General features: G+C 55.0%; 14 protein-coding genes. 1 reads left to right on the forward strand and 13 read right to left on the reverse strand.

The genetic code is table 11. The features are described 5' to 3' along the window. Positions 1–5 precede the first annotated feature (5 nt). From ACIQT8_RS07175 to ACIQT8_RS07215, 9 genes are all read right to left on the reverse strand, one after another. The gene (locus ACIQT8_RS07175; RefSeq protein ID WP_400964565.1) at positions 6–1,118 is read right to left on the reverse strand and encodes an acetate/propionate family kinase; all 1,113 of its coding nucleotides are present in this window, start codon (positions 1,116–1,118) and stop codon (positions 6–8) included. Between the two features lie 136 nt (positions 1,119–1,254). Continuing rightward, the gene (locus ACIQT8_RS07180) at positions 1,255–3,615 is read right to left on the reverse strand and encodes a phosphoketolase (RefSeq protein WP_400964566.1); all 2,361 of its coding nucleotides are present in this window, start codon (positions 3,613–3,615) and stop codon (positions 1,255–1,257) included. A gap of 57 nt (positions 3,616–3,672) precedes the next feature. Continuing rightward, the gene (locus tag ACIQT8_RS07185; protein ID WP_400964567.1) at positions 3,673–4,179 is read right to left on the reverse strand and encodes a cation-transporting P-type ATPase; all 507 of its coding nucleotides are present in this window, start codon (positions 4,177–4,179) and stop codon (positions 3,673–3,675) included. 45 nt (positions 4,180–4,224) lie between these two features. Beyond that, positions 4,225–4,890, reverse strand: a complete 666-nt coding sequence (locus ACIQT8_RS07190; RefSeq protein ID WP_400964568.1) for a CBS domain-containing protein — start codon at positions 4,888–4,890, stop codon at positions 4,225–4,227. 128 nt (positions 4,891–5,018) lie between these two features. Further along, on the reverse strand, positions 5,019–6,605 hold the full coding sequence (locus ACIQT8_RS07195) for a bifunctional aspartate transaminase/aspartate 4-decarboxylase (protein ID WP_138792190.1): 1,587 nt from the start codon (positions 6,603–6,605) through the stop codon (positions 5,019–5,021). A gap of 31 nt (positions 6,606–6,636) precedes the next feature. Beyond that, positions 6,637–8,322, reverse strand: coding sequence for an aspartate-alanine antiporter (gene aspT / locus ACIQT8_RS07200; protein ID WP_138792189.1), 1,686 nt, complete (start codon positions 8,320–8,322; stop codon positions 6,637–6,639). Positions 8,323–8,675: 353 nt separating this feature from the next. Further along, positions 8,676–9,716: a sensor histidine kinase gene (locus ACIQT8_RS07205; RefSeq protein ID WP_138792188.1), complete on the reverse strand. Its 1,041-nt coding sequence runs from the start codon at positions 9,714–9,716 to the stop codon at positions 8,676–8,678. Positions 9,717–9,720: 4 nt separating this feature from the next. Next, entirely contained in the window at positions 9,721–10,158 is a 438-nt protein-coding gene (locus tag ACIQT8_RS07210; protein ID WP_138792187.1) for a response regulator, read from the reverse strand. Then, positions 10,155–11,609, reverse strand: a complete 1,455-nt coding sequence (locus ACIQT8_RS07215; RefSeq protein WP_138792276.1) for a CHASE3 domain-containing protein — start codon at positions 11,607–11,609, stop codon at positions 10,155–10,157. Before ACIQT8_RS07215 ends, ACIQT8_RS07210 begins: the two co-directional genes overlap by 4 nt. Positions 11,610–11,832: 223 nt before the next feature. Between ACIQT8_RS07215 and ACIQT8_RS07220 the strand changes: the two genes are divergently transcribed. Further along, positions 11,833–12,207 (forward strand): response regulator, encoded by a 375-nt coding sequence (locus ACIQT8_RS07220; protein ID WP_400964569.1) that lies wholly within the window; start codon positions 11,833–11,835, stop codon positions 12,205–12,207. 48 nt (positions 12,208–12,255) lie between these two features. On the opposite strand, the gene ACIQT8_RS07225 is transcribed toward ACIQT8_RS07220, so the two are convergent. The 4 genes from ACIQT8_RS07225 to ACIQT8_RS07240 form a co-directional block, all read right to left on the reverse strand. Continuing rightward, on the reverse strand, positions 12,256–13,269 hold the full coding sequence (locus ACIQT8_RS07225; protein WP_400964570.1) for a sensor histidine kinase: 1,014 nt from the start codon (positions 13,267–13,269) through the stop codon (positions 12,256–12,258). Beyond that, on the reverse strand, positions 13,259–13,714 hold the full coding sequence (locus tag ACIQT8_RS07230) for a response regulator (RefSeq protein WP_138792185.1): 456 nt from the start codon (positions 13,712–13,714) through the stop codon (positions 13,259–13,261). The genes ACIQT8_RS07225 and ACIQT8_RS07230 overlap by 11 nt, the downstream gene beginning before the upstream one ends. Beyond that, a complete protein-coding gene (locus tag ACIQT8_RS07235) occupies positions 13,707–15,914 on the reverse strand; it encodes an ATP-binding protein (protein WP_400964571.1) in 2,208 nt (735 codons plus the stop codon). The genes ACIQT8_RS07230 and ACIQT8_RS07235 overlap by 8 nt, the downstream gene beginning before the upstream one ends. Positions 15,915–16,108: 194 nt before the next feature. Further along, positions 16,109–16,579, reverse strand: coding sequence for a ferritin-like domain-containing protein (locus tag ACIQT8_RS07240; RefSeq protein WP_400964572.1), 471 nt, complete (start codon positions 16,577–16,579; stop codon positions 16,109–16,111). Positions 16,580–16,715: the final 136 nt, after the last annotated feature.

Here is a 16,715-nt window from a genome sequence, read left to right on the forward strand (position 1 = left end):
AGCGATTATGACTGGCGTTTCTCCAACAGCTCCTTGGCATAAATCGCCATCATTCTTTCCTCGTTTGCGGGGATGATGAGCGTTTTGAAAGGCTGCAGAAAAGCAAGCCGGGCCAGAACTGCATCGCGAACAGAAGTGGCATTTTCCCCGACCCCACCTGTAAAGACCAGCGCATCGATGCCGCCCATCGAAACGGCCATCATCGCCGTGTATTGCGCGACCTTGAGTGCGAGATAGTCGAGTGTGAACTGCGCTTGCGGATCATCGCTTTCCATCAGCGTTTTCACGTCGCTGCTGACGCCCGACAATCCCTTCAAACCGGAGCGTTCGTAAAGTGCCTCCTCGACCTTCTCGACCGGCATTCCAAGTGCGCGCAGCATATAGGTCACCGCTCCGGCATCAATGGCGCCGGGGCGGCTGCCCATCGGCAAACCATCGAGAGCGGTCATCCCCATTGTGGTGTCGATGCTCCTACCGTTCGAGAGCGCACAAAGACTTGCTCCATTACCGAGATGCCCGACAACGACCTTCCCGCTTGCGAGGTCCGGATGCTCCTTCACCAGCACCCGGGAGATCCAGTCATAGGAAATGCCATGGAAACCATGCCGGCGGATACCTTTGCTCCGCAGATCCTCCTCCACGGCAAATGTTCGGAAGAGCGCGTTCTGGCCGGTGTGAAACGCGGTGTCGAAACACGCAATATCCGGTGCATCTGCCAGGCGGTCGGACGCATCAATGCCCGCCAAATTGTAGGGCTGATGAAGAGGCGCCAAGGGCACCAGCGCTTCCAGCTGCTTTCTGACCTGCGGTGTCACGATGACCGGATCGACAAGGTATGGACCACCGTGCACGATACGGTGCACTGCTGCGACCATATGCCAACCATCGTCGAAACGGTCGATCAAATCCATCAAAGCGCCCATCGCGGCAACATGGTCATGGGCATCAAGAGAACGATCGATATGCGTGCCCGTCGTTTCGATTGTTGCTGTCAGCCTCGCATCCGTTCCGATGCCTGCAACCTTGCCCTTTGCCAGTTTGTCGAGATTTTCATAGCCGAAAACCTCGAATTTCAGGCTGGAGGAACCGGTGTTCAAAACGAGCAGAATATCGATCATCCGATAACCCCTTTTACGTCTTTCAGTCAGGCAATGATGCGCCACTCGACACTTGCCGCGGCAACCGATCAAGGGCGAATGAGAGAAGAGCCACACGAGGGATTGCCGACCGAACGACGGCACCTGATGTTTCGGTCTATTGTGACTGCCATTTCCAGCTGACGATCTCCGGCATGTCCTCGCCATACTCCCTGACATAGGCATGGTGCTGGGCGATTTTGGCTTCCAGTACGGCGACCGTTGGGGCAGCCGTATCCTTCAGGCCTGGCACCCTTGCAATTGCCTCGAGAGCGAGATGGAAACGGTCGAGCTGGTTCAGCACAGTCATGTCGAACGGTGTCGTTGTTGTCCCCTCCTCGATGAAGCCACGGACATGGATGTTGCGGTGGTTCGTCCGTTTATAGGTGAGCCTGTGAATGAGATATGGGTAGCCGTGATACGCAAAGATTACCGGCCGATCCGTTGTGAACAATGCATCGAAATCCGCTTCAGAAAAACCATGCGGGTGATGCTCCTTGGATTGCAGGCACATGAGATCGACGACATTGACCACGCGGACGCGCAAATCAGGGATCGCCTCACGAAGCAACATAACCGCCGCCATTGTCTCCATGGTTGGAACGTCTCCAGCGCAGGCCATAACGACGTCTGGCTGCATGCCCGTATGGGTGCCTGCCCAATCCCACGTCCCCATGCCTGCTTCGCAATGCGCGACAGCCTCGTTCATCGTCAACCATTGTGGTTCTGGCTGTTTCCCGGCGACGACAACATTGATCCGGTCATAGGTTCCGAGAATATGGTGCCCGACCCAAAGGAGCGTGTTGGCATCCGGAGGCAGATAAATACGGACGATATCCGCTTTCTTGTTGGCGACAAGGTCGACAAACCCGGGGTCCTGGTGGCTGAACCCATTGTGATCCTGGCGCCAGACGTGGGAGGTCAACAGGTAGTTGAGTGACGAGATCGGCTTGCGCCATTCCAGCTCGCGGGTCACCTTCAACCATTTGGCATGCTGGTTGAACATGGAATCGACGATGTGGATGAAAGCTTCATAGCAGGAGAAGAAGCCATGACGCCCGGTGAGCAGGTAACCTTCCAGCCAACCCTGGCATAGATGCTCGCTGAGAACCTCCATAACCCGGCCATCACGAGCCAGATGAACGTCGTAGGGTTCGATCTTTTCCATCCATACACGATCGGTGTTATCGAATACGGCACCCAGTCTGTTCGATTCCGTTTCATCCGGACCAAATATCCGGAAGTTCGCATCCTTGTCGTTGAGGGCTAGGACATCGCGAAGATAACCGCCGAGAATCTCGGTCGTCTGCACCATCAGGGCGCCCCGCTCACCCACATCAACGGCAACAGCATGATCGGCGATGGTGGGAAGCACGAGTTCCTTCCGCAGAATACCGCCGTTTGCATGCGGGTTCGCACTCATACGCTTCTGCCCAGTGGGCGCGATGGCGCGCAGTTCCGGCTTCAGCCTTCCGCTTTCGTCGAACAGATCATCAGGGCGATAGCGCTTCAGCCAGTCGAGCAGAATTTTACGGTGCGCGTCGTCGGACCGGCAATTCGACACCGGAACCTGATGTGCCCGCCAGAAACCTTCAACCTTTTTACCGTCGACTTCAGCAGGCCCTGTCCATCCTTTTGGGCTGCGCAGAATGATCATCGGCCAACGCGGGCTGCCGGCCAATGTTCCGGCAGCGGCCGCCTGCTTGATCTCGGCGATCATGTCGAAGCAACGGTCAAATGCGGCCGCCATCGCCTGATGCATAAGAGCGGGGTCAGACCCTTCGACGAAAATCGGCTCGTAACCGTAACCGAGGAAAAGCGACCGCACGTCCCCATCATCCATACGCCCAAGCACGGTCGGGTTGGCAATCTTGTATCCATTCAGATGGAGAATTGGCAGAACGGTGCCATCACGGACAGGGTTGATGAACTTGCTAGACAACCAGCTTGCCGCGAGTGGGCCGGTTTCGGCCTCGCCATCACCCACAACGCAGGCGACAACGAGATCGGGATTATCAAGTGCTGCACCGTAAGCGTGCACCAACGCATAACCAAGTTCACCACCTTCGTGAATGGAACCCGGGGTTTCTGGTGCGACGTGGCTTGGAATTCCGCCCGGAAAGGAAAACTGCTTGAAGAGCTTGGCGAGACCCGCCTGATCCTCGCTTATATCAGGATAGACCTCCGAATAGGTGCCCTCGAGATAGGTATTGGCAACCATTCCTGGGCCACCGTGGCCGGGGCCGCAGACATAGATGACGTCGGAATTTCTCTCACGAATGATACGATTGAGATGGACATAAATGAAATTCAGACCGGGTGTTGTACCCCAATGACCGAGAAGGCGCGGCTTGATGTGCTCCGGTTTGAGCGGTTCGCGCAGCAACGGGTTGTCCATCAGATAGATCTGGCCGACGGAAAGATAATTTGCAGCGCTCCAATAACGGTCGATGAGCGACAGTTCGTTATGATCCAGCATTCCGATACATCTCCAGTTTAAACACGGCAGCCAATGCCTTGGCGTGGACAAATCCGATCAAATCTGCTGACGCAGCAGCCCAAGCCTCCGCATGATTGCCTTCTCGAATTCTAGAACGGTCATCAGGAAGACGCCGACCAGCACCACCACAATGAGATTGCTTAAAGAAAGGGCCTCTGTGCCAAGGAAAGCTTGCAGAGCGGGCAGATACGTCATCGCCAGTTGCAGAATGACCAGCGCAACAAATCCGACGATGGCACTAACGATAACAACGGCGATTATCACGATCGCGTCGACAACATGGCTCAGGAAGGCCGCAGCAATGGCTGCGGCAATCAGGAAGTAGATCAGGGTGTTGTTGAACTGCCTTAGAAAGCGGGTGATGGCGGATGTTGGGGGAGCCGACGGCAATTCGTTGCGACCAACGGCATTGCGCCGCTTGACGACGTCCTCGTTTGCCAACCCCTCATCGGTCGACGCAAGGCCTGATAGCGCGGCAGCCGGAGTGACAGAATACCATTTGATGGAGGAAGCCGCGGATATCGTCTTCTCCTGCATGTTCATCCATCACTCCCTTACAGCACTATTTCCCGTCGACCCGAAATCGGGCTATGCCGATTTTGCTCCACCTTCCAAAGAGAGCTGGTCGTGATATCCCTCCACGCCACCGAGGCTTTCGACGACGACGCGGATCGCCCGTCGCTCGACGTCGCTTTTCACAGTCCCGGTTGCAGTGACGATTCCCGATGACACCGAAACTGCAACCTGCTGCCTGGGAATACCAAGATCGGCTGAAAGACGAGCCGCCGCCGCTATCGCGATCGCGTCATCACCAGGGGCAATCTTGTCCAACGGTGCATGCAGCATTGATTTGAGGACGTCGGAGCGGCTGACAATTCCAACCATACGGCGTTCGTTCATCACGGGCAGGCGTTTTACGCCCATCGTCGCCATGATTTCGGCAACCCTCGCCAGAGGGGTCTCTTCATTTACAGTGATCAGGCTGTCGGACATTAGGTCGCGAACACGCCAGCTATTTCCTTGAACATAGAGCTGAAAATCGACAGGTAAAGAAGGGTCGGTTCCGCGACCACCGCCCAATTCGGCTCGCCGCATCAGATCGCCTTCTGTTAGCATTCCGACAACCTCGCCCTCCCCGGTGACCACCGGCAAGCCGGATATTTTCTTGGTTGCCATGATATCGATCGCGTGACGGATACTGCCGTCGACCGAAATTGTCGCAATATCCGTCGACATGATGTCCTTGGCTTCCATGCAACCTCCTGGCGGCTTGAGCGATGTATAGGAATGAACATGCCGACCGATCTAAGCCGACATCATTTTCTACACCCGCTTCGTTGGACTAAAGTGACAGACCTGAACGGGAAAATCGTTGTCGATCGTCAATTCCCGTTGCTAAACTGCCGATAATATTCGTCAGCCAAACCGCGTAACGCTCGACCGATGGCGGCGTATTCATATTCATTGAGGTTGGCGAGAGAGGCACGGCCTGAGGGGTGTTGTGCACCAAAACCGCGGCCGGGCAACAGCACGATACCCGTTTCGTCAGCGATACGAAACAATAGCTCGTTGGCGGTGAAGGCGCTTTTGACCCAGGCGGCAAATTCCGCGCCGTAGAGTTTTTGCGAAATCTCCTCCAGATCAAGCAGGGTATAATAATCGACCTCGTTCGGGTCCTTCACGAGCTCGATGCCCAACTCACGATAAAGCGCAGCTTCGCGGCGGCGAATGATCTTCTTGAGCGACGCCTTGTACATGTCGTGCTCGTCCATCAAAGCGAACAGGGAAAACAGCACCATCTGCACCTGCTGCGGGGTCGACAAGCCAGCCGTGTGGTTAAGGGCAACGGTGCGGCTGTCGGCGACAAGCCGATCGATAAACTTGAGCGTGCTGACATCCGTCACAATCGAGCTGTAACGACGATCGAGTGCCTCCTTTGCCTTTTCCGGCAGGTCTGCAATCTTGCGATCCAGGACGTTATCCCGGTGGGTCGCAATCGTACCGAGACGCCAGCCGGTTGCTCCAAAGTATTTCGAGAAGGAATAGACAAGGATGGTGTTGTTGGGGCATCGGGCGAACAGCGACTGAAACTCGTCGGCAAAAGTGCCGTAAACATCATCAGTGAGGATTATGAGGTCGGGGCGATCGTTGGCGACGATATCCGCGATCTTCTTCAAGCTCCGATCATCGAGTTTTACAGAAGGCGGATTGCTTGGATTGATGCAGAAGAACACCTTGATCGCAGGATCTTTCAATTTTTCCAGCTCGGAGTCCGGGTACTGCCAACCGGATGCCGGGTCCGCGTTGATCGCCACTTGCGTCAAACCGTACTCATCGAGCTGGGGGATCTCGATGTAAGGCGTGAAGACAGGCAGACCGATGGCGACCTTGTCGCCACGTGCCACCAGACCATTCTGTTTCATCGTATTGAAGATATAGGTCATGGCGGCCGTGCCGCCTTCCACTGCAAAGACATCGACATCACCGGCAGGCATGAAGCCGCCGATCATCTCCTTGACAAGATATTGCCGAACGATCTCTTCGCTGACCCTGAGCATCCGGGGCGGAACAGGATAGTTGCATCCGAGGATGCCTTCGACCATTTCATGCAGAAACTGGGAAGCGGAAAGACCCAACTGATCTCGGACATAGGAAAGGGCTCGGCGCAAAAAGGCGACGCCCTCCTGATCGCGATGATCACTGGTGAACCGCTCGAAGCGCGCCTCTATCCCTTCGATCTGGGGCAAACCGCCAATGCCCTCCTGCATGTAGGAAAAGGAAAGTTCCGACTCTGCGGCGGCAAACAGGCCAAGCCGAAAGAAGGCGCGACGGGGCAGCGTCGCCATAAAGTTCGGGTTACCACGCCCGGCATTCAGCATTGTTCCGTTTTTCCGACCGGACGCCAGCTTGATCAGTTCATCCTTCAGCTCAAACGGGCTCAACTTCGCGTACTGGCTATAATCAGTCATGATGTATCCTTCGAAAGCTTATGGCTTTGGGTCAGACGAGGGCGACGACGAGCGGCCCCAACAGGGTGAGGAACACGTTGGCAAGAGCGTAAGTGATGGCAAAAGGCGTTGTTGGAACGGAGTTTCCGGCCTTATCAAGCACCTCACCGAAAGCAGGATTGGCGCTGCGCGACCCGGAAAGCGCTCCGGCAAAGATTGCAACATTGTCGTAATGCAACAGGTATCGGCCGACTGCCATGGTGATCAACATCGGAATGATGGTGACGGCGACACCGACGAGGAAGATTGAGAGACCACTGTCCATGATCGTATGGACGGCCTGTTGCCCAGACTGCAATCCGACCACCGCAACAAACCCGGCCAGACCGAGATCGCGCAAAAGCGTCGATGCCCCTGTTGGCATATTACCAAGCGTCATGTTGCGGCTGCGATACCACCCAAAAGCGAGGCCTGCGAGAAGCGCACCGCCACCACTGCCAAGCGTCAAGGGAATGGAACCGATGCGCAGAACCAGAAGGCCGACCAGCAAGCCCACGACAATGCCGAAACCGTGGAAAACGAAATCGGTCTTGTCGCTTGGCACAAGAACCGGGCCGACACGTTTGGCAATACGCTGGAGGTCTTCCTGCAAACCGTAAACAGTGACGACGTCGCCAGATTCAATGCGCGTGTCGGCACCAAGTGTCACAGCGTTGCCGCCACGTTTCAGCGAAAGGACAAAGACGCCGTGCCGCAAGTCGCGCGTTGCTTCAACAATTTGCGAAACGGTCTGTCCGGCAAATTCAGAAGCGGTGACGACAACGTCACGTGTCGCGACCACCATTTCCATACCGTCGGAAGTTTCCAGTTCGGGACCAATCGCCTCGTCAAGACCGATCACCCCGGAGCGGCGTCCGACGACGAGCAAGATGTCGCCTCGCTCCAGGGCAAATTCCGGATTGAAACCAAGAATCTTGCCGTTGCGTTTGATTTTTTCGATGGCAACAGGACCTGCAGAAGCCTGCGCCTCAATATCCGCAACCGTACGCCCGGCAGCCGCCTGCACCTCAAACAATCGACCGACGAGTTCGGGCAAAGCGGCGCTCTCTCCGGGGCCGTAGACCTGCGCACCAGCCAGCATTTCGGCCTGCGCCTTCACGGCATCGTCACGTATTCCGCGGCGCATGAACCAGGGAAGAATATTGACGCACACCAGGATCGCGCCAAACGAGCCGAAAATGTAGGTCACGGCATAACCGACGGCGACGTTGGCTTGCAGGGCTTGCGTCTGGTCCGCCGGCAAACCCAGCTTTCCTATCGCCGAACTTGCCGTGCCGATGATGGCCGACTGGGTGAGGCTGCCGGACGCAATGCCCGCAGCCAGGCCTTTGTCGAGAGAGAACATCTTGGCCAGCACGACGACCGTGACAAGCCCGCTGACGGCCATGACCGCCGCCATGATGATCTCGCGAATGGATTTCCGTCCGAGCGAACGGAAGAACTGCGGGCCGCTTTCAAAACCAACGGCATAGATGAAGAGTGCAAACAGCACAGCCTTGATGCCATTGTCGATCGTGATGCCGATCTGACTGATTGCGACTGCAACGAGGAGGGAACCGGCGACACCGCCAAGGGAGAATTTTCCGAACTGGAATTTCCCGATCCAGTAACCGCCGGCCAAAGCCAAAAATAAAGCGATTTCAGGGGATTGCTGAAAGATACCTTGCAAATAACTCATGAAATTCCTGCGCTCAAATGAGAGTGGAACCTACTGCGTATGCTGCATTGCCTTCAAAAAACTCCCGTCATACTAGTCCAGAATTCTACTTAATCAACTCCTGATGGACGTTTCATTTAAGTATGTGAATGAACACTTACCTTCGGCGGCCAACTCGATGAAACACATCCGCGCTGACGGAAAACCATCCTTCAGTCGCGCAAATACCCTGGAGCACCGCTCAAAATCCCTGCGGTGATGACTATAGAGGTACCCATCCGGAGTGTATCAACTGCGGATGTGCCCCCGGTAAGAACTGGGAAACGCTCAGCCGTTTCTGTAAGCGTTTAGAGCATTTACAATCGATCTGAGACCTACTGCTCGTCGCTCCACGTCATCGTGTAGCGTGTCCCCTTGCCGAGTTCAGGGTGCGTATGTGTCTGCTCGACCCGCGCATTGATATTTTGCGCCATGGCCATGATCAGTTTTGTTCCAAGACCCGTGCCACGTGGCGACGCGCCGGGTTTTGAACCGATTCCGTCGTCCTCGACGACAAGAACGAACTGCCGGTTATCCTCGGAAAGCTGGACGCGAACCGTTCCCGCCTGGTCGGGATAGGCATATTTCAGCGCATTCGTCAGCAACTCGGTGATGATGACGCCGAGTGCGACGGCATGGTCCGCCTTGAGACTGACGTCACAGAGCGACGTTTCGACCGTAACCGCTGAAGAGCCCGGTACGGCCTGGAAAAGATCGCTGATGATCGACGTCAGATAGGCATTAAGCGAAACGAGGCCGATATTTGCGGTGCTGTAAAGGCTGCGGTGCACACCGGCGATCGCCGCTATTCTGCTCTGCGTTTCCAATAACGCAGTCTCAGCTTCCTGAGACTTGAGCGTGTTGATCTGGAGGCGGATCATGGCCGACACCAGCGAGAGGCTGTTTGCGACGCGATGGTTCATCTCCTTGACCATCATTTCCGCATGCTCTTTTGCCTTCACGAGCAGGCGATCCGCTTCATCTTTCGTCTGTCGCAGACGATGGTTTTCCAGCGCCTGATTGATTGCAGTGACCAGAAGCGGGAAAAAATCGTCGCCGACATTTTTGATAACATAGTCGGCGGCCCCGGCCTTGAGGGCATCGATGGCAATCTGCGCCTCATTTGATCCCGTGACATAAAGAACGGGTGCGCGCGCCGAGTGCGAGCGGATTGCGGCGAGAAACTCCATACCGGTCGTCGTCTGGAAATAGTGATCGAGAACGACGACATCGAACGGCTCGCGTTCAAAGAATTCGAGCCCCGAAGCCACGGAAGCGGCATGTATGACGTCCATCCCATGACGTCCCAGAACACGGCTCGAAAGCCGCACAAGAGCTGGGTCGTCATCTACATACAAAACGCGCAAAATTGTCATGCCTTCACGGTATCTGAATCACGGAGAAAAACAGCCCAAGATTCTTAATTGCACTGGCAAAGCCCTCATAATCAACGGGCTTCGTAATATATACATTCGCACCGAGGTCATAACACTTCTGAATCTCGGTTTCGTCGTCCGTTGTGGTCAGCACGACGACCGGCAGCCGGCGTGTGTGTTCGTTGCTCTTGATCTGCTCCAGAATGCGAATGCCGGACATATCAGGGAGATTGAGGTCGAGCAGCACGAGCAGATAGCGGTCTTTGCTGACAAGGCCATCCCGATTTTCGCCCAGGATGTAATCGAGTGCCTTTGCGCCGAGCGTAAACGGCACGATCTCGTTATTGACGCCTGCACGACGCACGTTCTTTTCGATCAGACGCGCATGTCCTTCGTCGTCTTCGATCATCACAATCGTGACTTCTTGACCGGTAGCCTTCATTGTTCGCCTTCTTTCGTGACTCTTCTGAGGTCGCTCGGCAGCAGCAGCGTAAATGTACTCCCCTTGCCGAGCTCAGAAGCCACCCTAATGTCACCTCCTAAATTTCTGATTAGCGAGCGAACATGTGCAAGCCCGATCCCTTCACCAGGCTGATCCTGGCTGCCGGCACGCCGGAAAAGCTCAAAGACCCGTTCCAGATCCTGCTCGCCAATGCCACGACCGTTGTCGCTCACCTCAATGCAAATCGCACCACGACCGGCGGGATAGGCGCGCGTGACCAGTCTTAGAGGGCGTTCCGGAGCCTGATATTTGACGGCATTGTCCAAAAGGTTGCCGAGTATCTGATCGAGCGAAATCCGATCTGTGAAGACCGTGAGCTTTGGCGTCTCAACACTGATCTCACCGTCATTGGCCGTGATCTGGTGACGTACCGTCTCCGACAAGGAGGTGAGCAACGTCTCTATGTCGACCTTTTCCGGTTGCAGTTTTCTCTGTCCATCGCGGGAGATCTTCAAGATAGCGTTGATCAACTGATCCATCTTGCGCGTTGAAGACCGGATGAAGCCAATGGCTTCGGGCAGTTCCTCTTCAATCGCGAGCCTGGCTTCACGGACGACCTCGGCAGTCGGCGGTTTACCGTCGGCAAGAACATATGCGCTCACCGGTTTCAGCGACGTGTCGAACTCAGAGAGGAAGCCCATGATGTTGACGAGCGGAGCACGCAAATCGTGGGTAACAATATAGGCGAAACGCTGGATTTCCTGGTTTGCACGCCGAAGATCGCGTGTCCTCTCCTCGACACGCTCCTCCAGATGACGATTGAGTTCATCAACGTCCTCGCGCGACCTGTTCAGCGCGCGGATGTAAGTCAGCACAAGAAAGATCGAGCCGCCAACAACAGCCAGGATCGCAAGAGCTCCACCCACTGTAACCCAACGAAGCGTATTGGCTGCGCTGAGTTGATCACCGACGATGACACGCAGTCGGTCATCCGTATTTGTTTGTAGCTCCGACAGTATCGTTCTGATCTCGTTCATGAAACGCTTGCCGTCATTGTTACGGACGACATCAACGGCTTCCGTCATACGGCCGGTTTTTTGCAGATCGATGGTTTCGCGTGTTTCCGCAAGCTTGTTTTTGATGGCAGCGTCGAGGTTCGAAAGATCCTGTTGGTACTCTGTGCGGTCTTTCAAAAGATCCAGCAAGCGCGACTGGCGCTGAGGCAAACGGCTCAACGCTTCTTCATAAGGTCCGAGATAATCGACGTTGTTTGTCAGCAAATATCCTCTCTGCCCGGTTTCGATGTCCTGCATCGCAGTCAGAGTGTCGAGAATCGCCGCGCGCACGCGCCTTAGCTCAGCGGTGTCCTGGGAGTACTGGTTATTGACCTGAACCAGCCACAGGGACATGGCCACCATGCCAGTCAAGATTGCGACACCCACAGCCAGCATCAGCAGGCTTCGCTGAGCAAACGGCGAAAAACTAATCACAGTACCAATATTCCCGGTAGGCAGCTAATGAGTGCGCAAACTAGAGTATGGCGTGCGCCGAAGCGAATGATTTCTTTCTGCTTTAGGTTGGAACCAGTTGGGCCAACGTGCGTTCAGCACAGTTGGTAAAGCGGATACATTGCCAGCTTCAAAATGATTTTATTGATACGCGACGTGGTGACTTATGACGTATGACTTTCAAGGAAAACAAATCCTTGTTCTGGAGGACGATGCCCTTCTGGCGATGGACATGGAGGATTTTCTCTCGGATCTGGGTGTGACCGTCGTCGGTCCTGTCTCGCACATTGCGGCTGCACTCGAACAAATCAACAAAATGGATCTGGACGGCGCCGTCATTGACCTCAATCTGCGAGGTGAGATGTCGTTTCCGGTGATCGATGAGTTGAAAGCCGCAAACATTCCCTTTGTTGTCTGCAGCGGTTACGCAGAAATTCCCGGCGTACGCTCCCAACTGGGTGGCCTGACAATCGTATCCAAGCCATGCGACTTCACAAATCTTTCCGGCGTTCTGGCACGCGAGTTTGCTTTGGCCAGTTAACCCCAAAACCTCTATGCGCATCTGAACAATGGGCGCTTTATGCGCCCATCAGTTCAACGGAAAAACGACACGGTACTTTAGACCGGTGTTTTCATAGAGAATTTCACTTTCCGCATGGAGCTCGTATTCGGCGCCCTGTGTTATCAACGTCGTCCCGAAACCAGCATCTTGCGGCGCACTGACGGGCGGTCCGCCGCTCTCGCACCACCGAAGCGCAACGCGTGCGTCGTCGGCCTTGCCGACTTTTTCCCAGGTCACATCGACCTTTCCCTGGGCGCCGGAGAGCGAGCCGTATTTCTGAGCGTTTGTTACCAGTTCATGCAGGATCATACCGAGTGACAAAGCCGATTTGGGGGGGACATAGACCCCATCGGGACCATCCAGATGAACCCTGCTGGCAAAGGTATTATGAGGTTCGATCGCCCGGCGCACCACGTCGCCGAGATCAGTCTCCCCCCAATTGCTTTGAAACAGCAGCGCATGGCTTCCCGCAAGTGCACTGACCCTGGAGACTAGCCTTGCTTGGTAGTCCTCAATTGAGGTGCTGCCCTTTGCAGTCCTACGGATAATGGAAATCACCATCGCCATGGTATTTTTGACGCGGTGGCTAAGCTCGCGAACGAGCAGCTCCTTGTGCAACTCGGCCCGTTTCCTCTCCTGCCGCTCGCGGGCTTCCGCTAGGGCACGTTCGACAGCAGATGACAGTCGGACCAGTCTCTGTTTGAGAACGTAATCGGTGGCACCTCTGCGAAACGCCTCGATCGCGGCATCTTCCCCCAAAACGCCCGATACGAAAATAAAGGGCACGTCAGGCATCATTTGCGACGCAAGATCGAGTGCTGCCATGCCATCGAAATCCGGCAGGGAAAAATCGGCCAGGATAATATCGAAGCGCCTTGTTTCCAGCGCCTCGATGAAAGACGCTTTTCCCACGGCGCGGGTAATCACAGGCCGCGGAGAAATGCGTGAAAGCTGCTCTTCAATCAGTTCTGCATCGACGGAACTGTCTTCAAGCATAAGAAGCTCACAAGCGCCGTTCGGCAACATCCGTTCATCCATCATTACGGCGAGCACCCGGCGGCGGTTCGTTCAAGAGAGCCCAGAAGACACCAAGATCCTGAATAGCCTTGAAGAATTGATTGAACTCAACCGGTTTGACGACAAACGCATTGACGCCCAACTCGTAGCTTTTCACGAGATCTTGCTCTTCGCGAGAAGAAGTCAACATCACGACAGGAATGTGCCGTAGCTGATCGCTGCCTTTGACCGACTGCAGAACTTCAAGACCGTCCACTTTCGGTAATTTGAGATCGAGAAGCACGACAGCAGGGTCACCAGCAGGCCGATTGTGATGGGCACCTGTGAGATTGAGATAATCAAGCGCTTCTGCCCCGTCACGGGCGACCACAACCTCGTTTGCCAATTGGCATTTTTCAAGCGCGGTCAGCGTCAGTTCGAGATCGCGCGGATTATCCTCGACAAGCAAAATAGGTCTGAGTTCAGGCAATGTCTTCCTCTTCAATTTTCGCGATCGGCAATGTGAAGGAGAACGTCGCTCCTTCCCCGAGAGTTCCCTCTGCGCCGACCGAGCCGCGATGACGTTCCACGATCCGCCGTACCAGCGCAAGCCCGATGCCGGTGCCCTCAAAATCCTCAACGCGCTGGAGCCTTTGAAAGACACCGAAGAGCTTTCCGGAATAGGCCATATCGAAGCCGACGCCATTGTCTTTCACCGAATAGGTCACAGTGCTTTCGGTTTCAACCGCCGAAATGCGGACAACCGAAACTGGCTCGCGACGTGAATATTTGATGGCGTTGTCGATGAGATTGTACCAGACCTGCCGGAGCAGGGTCGGATCGCCAAGCGTGACCGGCAATTCACCGATCTGCCACTCGATATCACGGTCGGCCACGCTTGGCGCAATCGTGCGGCGCACCTCGCTTACCAGCTTCTGCATGTCGACCGGCTTCGTACTGATCTGAGTGCGTCCAAGCTGCGAAAAGTTTAGCAGGTCATCCACCAGTCGCCCCGCACTGAGGGCTGCCTCGGAAATCATCTGCAAATAATGCAGAGACTTCTCGTCCAAGGCGTTGCTGCGCTCACGTAACAACTGCGCAAAACCAACGATGTGCCGGAAAGGCGCCCGTAAATCGTGTGAAACAGAATAGGAAAAAGCTTCGAGCTCTTTGTTGGTTCGCTGCAATTCCCTTGTCAGATCAGCCATTTCTTCGGCTTTACGCAGAACGATACCAATGATCGCGCTGCGAAGGTCCCGCGCGGCTGCGATTTCGGCTTCGGACCACGAGTGGGCGGTGTTGCGAACCTGTTCCTTCCAGATTTCGAAGGATTTTCGTGGATGGATGCGGCCACTCTCCTGCACGGTCTTATGGGGATTGCCTCCCCATTGAACAGTTTTGATGACTTCCGGACGAAACCAGATCAACCAACTATCGTGTAGTTCGGAGAGACGGGTGGCAATTGCTCCACTCGCAACAGAAGAATAGGCTTCAGCATCAACATAAACTCCGACGAGGCTTTCCGTTGCAAACACATCGGTAATGTCCTGCTCGCCAAGCCATTCGGCAAGCGCCTCGACATCCTGCCTCAACGGGGTATGGCCGACAAGATGACACTCGTCGCCAACGATCAACGCCGCGCCGTCGGCTCCAACCTGTTTCAACAGATCATTGTTGCCGTCATCTGGAAGGAGCCCGTCAGCCCATCTCTGTGCTGCCGCCATCCGACTTAAAAGGCGACCTTGAACAATACTAAGCTCTACCCGCCGCGAGGCCTCCTTGGCACTGCGCTCCATTGCGATCCGCATTGACAGAAGCTGCGCCACGAAATCGCACGCTTCGCGAACCGCCAGGGAGACATAATGAGATGCTGCATTGTGGCAGGCGATCAGTCCCCACAATCGACCGTTGATGATAATGGAAACGGACATCGATGCTGCCGTACCCATATTGCGCATATATTCCAGATGGATTGGCGATACGCTGCGCAATTGCGCAAAGCTCATATCGAGGACCGTTCCTGTTTCCGAATTGATGGCCGGGCTGATCGGGACAGGCGCGTAGTCGACATCCGGGATCATGCGAAGGCGATTGATCGTGTAAAGCTGCCTGGCTTGTGGCGGGATATCGCCGGCCGGAAAACGCAGCCCGAAATAAGACGGTAGAGCGCCATTTCCCGCTTCGGCCACAACGTGACCGCTCCAGTCCCCTCCAAACTCATAAATCAGAGTGCGATCATATCCGCTTATTGCAGACACCAGCTCGGCTGCACGTGACAATGCATCGTTCAACGCCGGTACGCCATTCAGATATTGAGCGAACCTTGTCAGCTCAGCCATCAAGGTTTCAGCCGGTTCGCTCTGCCTCGTTTTTTCAAACTCAACAACGATGAAACCGGCAGATCGATGGGCTGCAACATCAAGGTTTTCGTCGGTCCAGACATATCGAAAATTGCTCTCGTCACTCGAATACCAATCGGATAAGGCATCGAGGAAGGGAAAAACCGAAGCTTTGGCTACGCTGCCGACGATTGCTCGAACGTCCACATAATCCGTCAGATTATCGCTTGCCTGCACAATGCTGAAACTGCGTGCAGAAAGCACCAGGAGTGCACCATGCTGTTGGATCGCACCGGGTATATGGATGGGCTCGGCGCCGCAACTGTCCAGTTTCGGCGTAGCTGAACTCATAACTCTCTCCAGCCACTTGTCTGCGAAAGATCGACCGATCTGCTCAAAATGATGTCACCAGCCTAGTCATTCCTGCACAGATGTAAACGCGTTCTGCGCATAAAATACGCAAACGGCCCTTCGATCCACGGATTGCAAAATGAGATGCCGGGGCGCATGCGGTGGCACCCCGGACTCCAGGATCAATATGCAACTCACTTGTTGATCGCAGTTACGGCGAGATTGGTCATCTTGCTGTTGGCAGCCTTTTCCTGATCGAGAATTTCGCTCAAGAAAACGTGCGCCTCTTCGTTACCAAGGACTTTTGCCCACTCCCGAAGTGAGCCATAGCGCGCGATCTCATAATGCTCGACCGCCTGACAGGCAGCCAGAAGACCCGCGTCAAGCGCAACGCCTTTACCCTCATCGATCAGACCTTCGGCTTCTTTTATCAAGCCATCGGTGGCATCGCATTTGACGGCTTCGGGTTTCACGCCAATTGTCTTGAAGACCTTGTCGAGTGTCTTGATCTGGCCTTTGGTCTCGTCAAGATGGTGGTCAATTGCTTTCCTGAATTCCGCGTTCTTAACTGCTTTCGAAACCTTGGGTAGCGCTTTAACGATAGCGTTTTCGGCGTAGTAAACGTCCTTGAGGGTGTGTTCGAATAATTCTGCGAGTGTTTCCATAACCGTGTTCCCTTGTTGTTGGCGTTGATAAACGAACACGTCTGCGTGTTCGTTCCGACGCCACCGCGAAACCGGACAGACACGTGGCCGCCGTATTGCGCAAACTATCTCGAGGGCACACGACGCCGGCACGAAA

Origin of the sequence: Agrobacterium sp. NPDC090273, assembly GCF_044772305.1 — a bacterium.
Lineage (GTDB): Bacteria > Pseudomonadota > Alphaproteobacteria > Rhizobiales > Rhizobiaceae > Agrobacterium.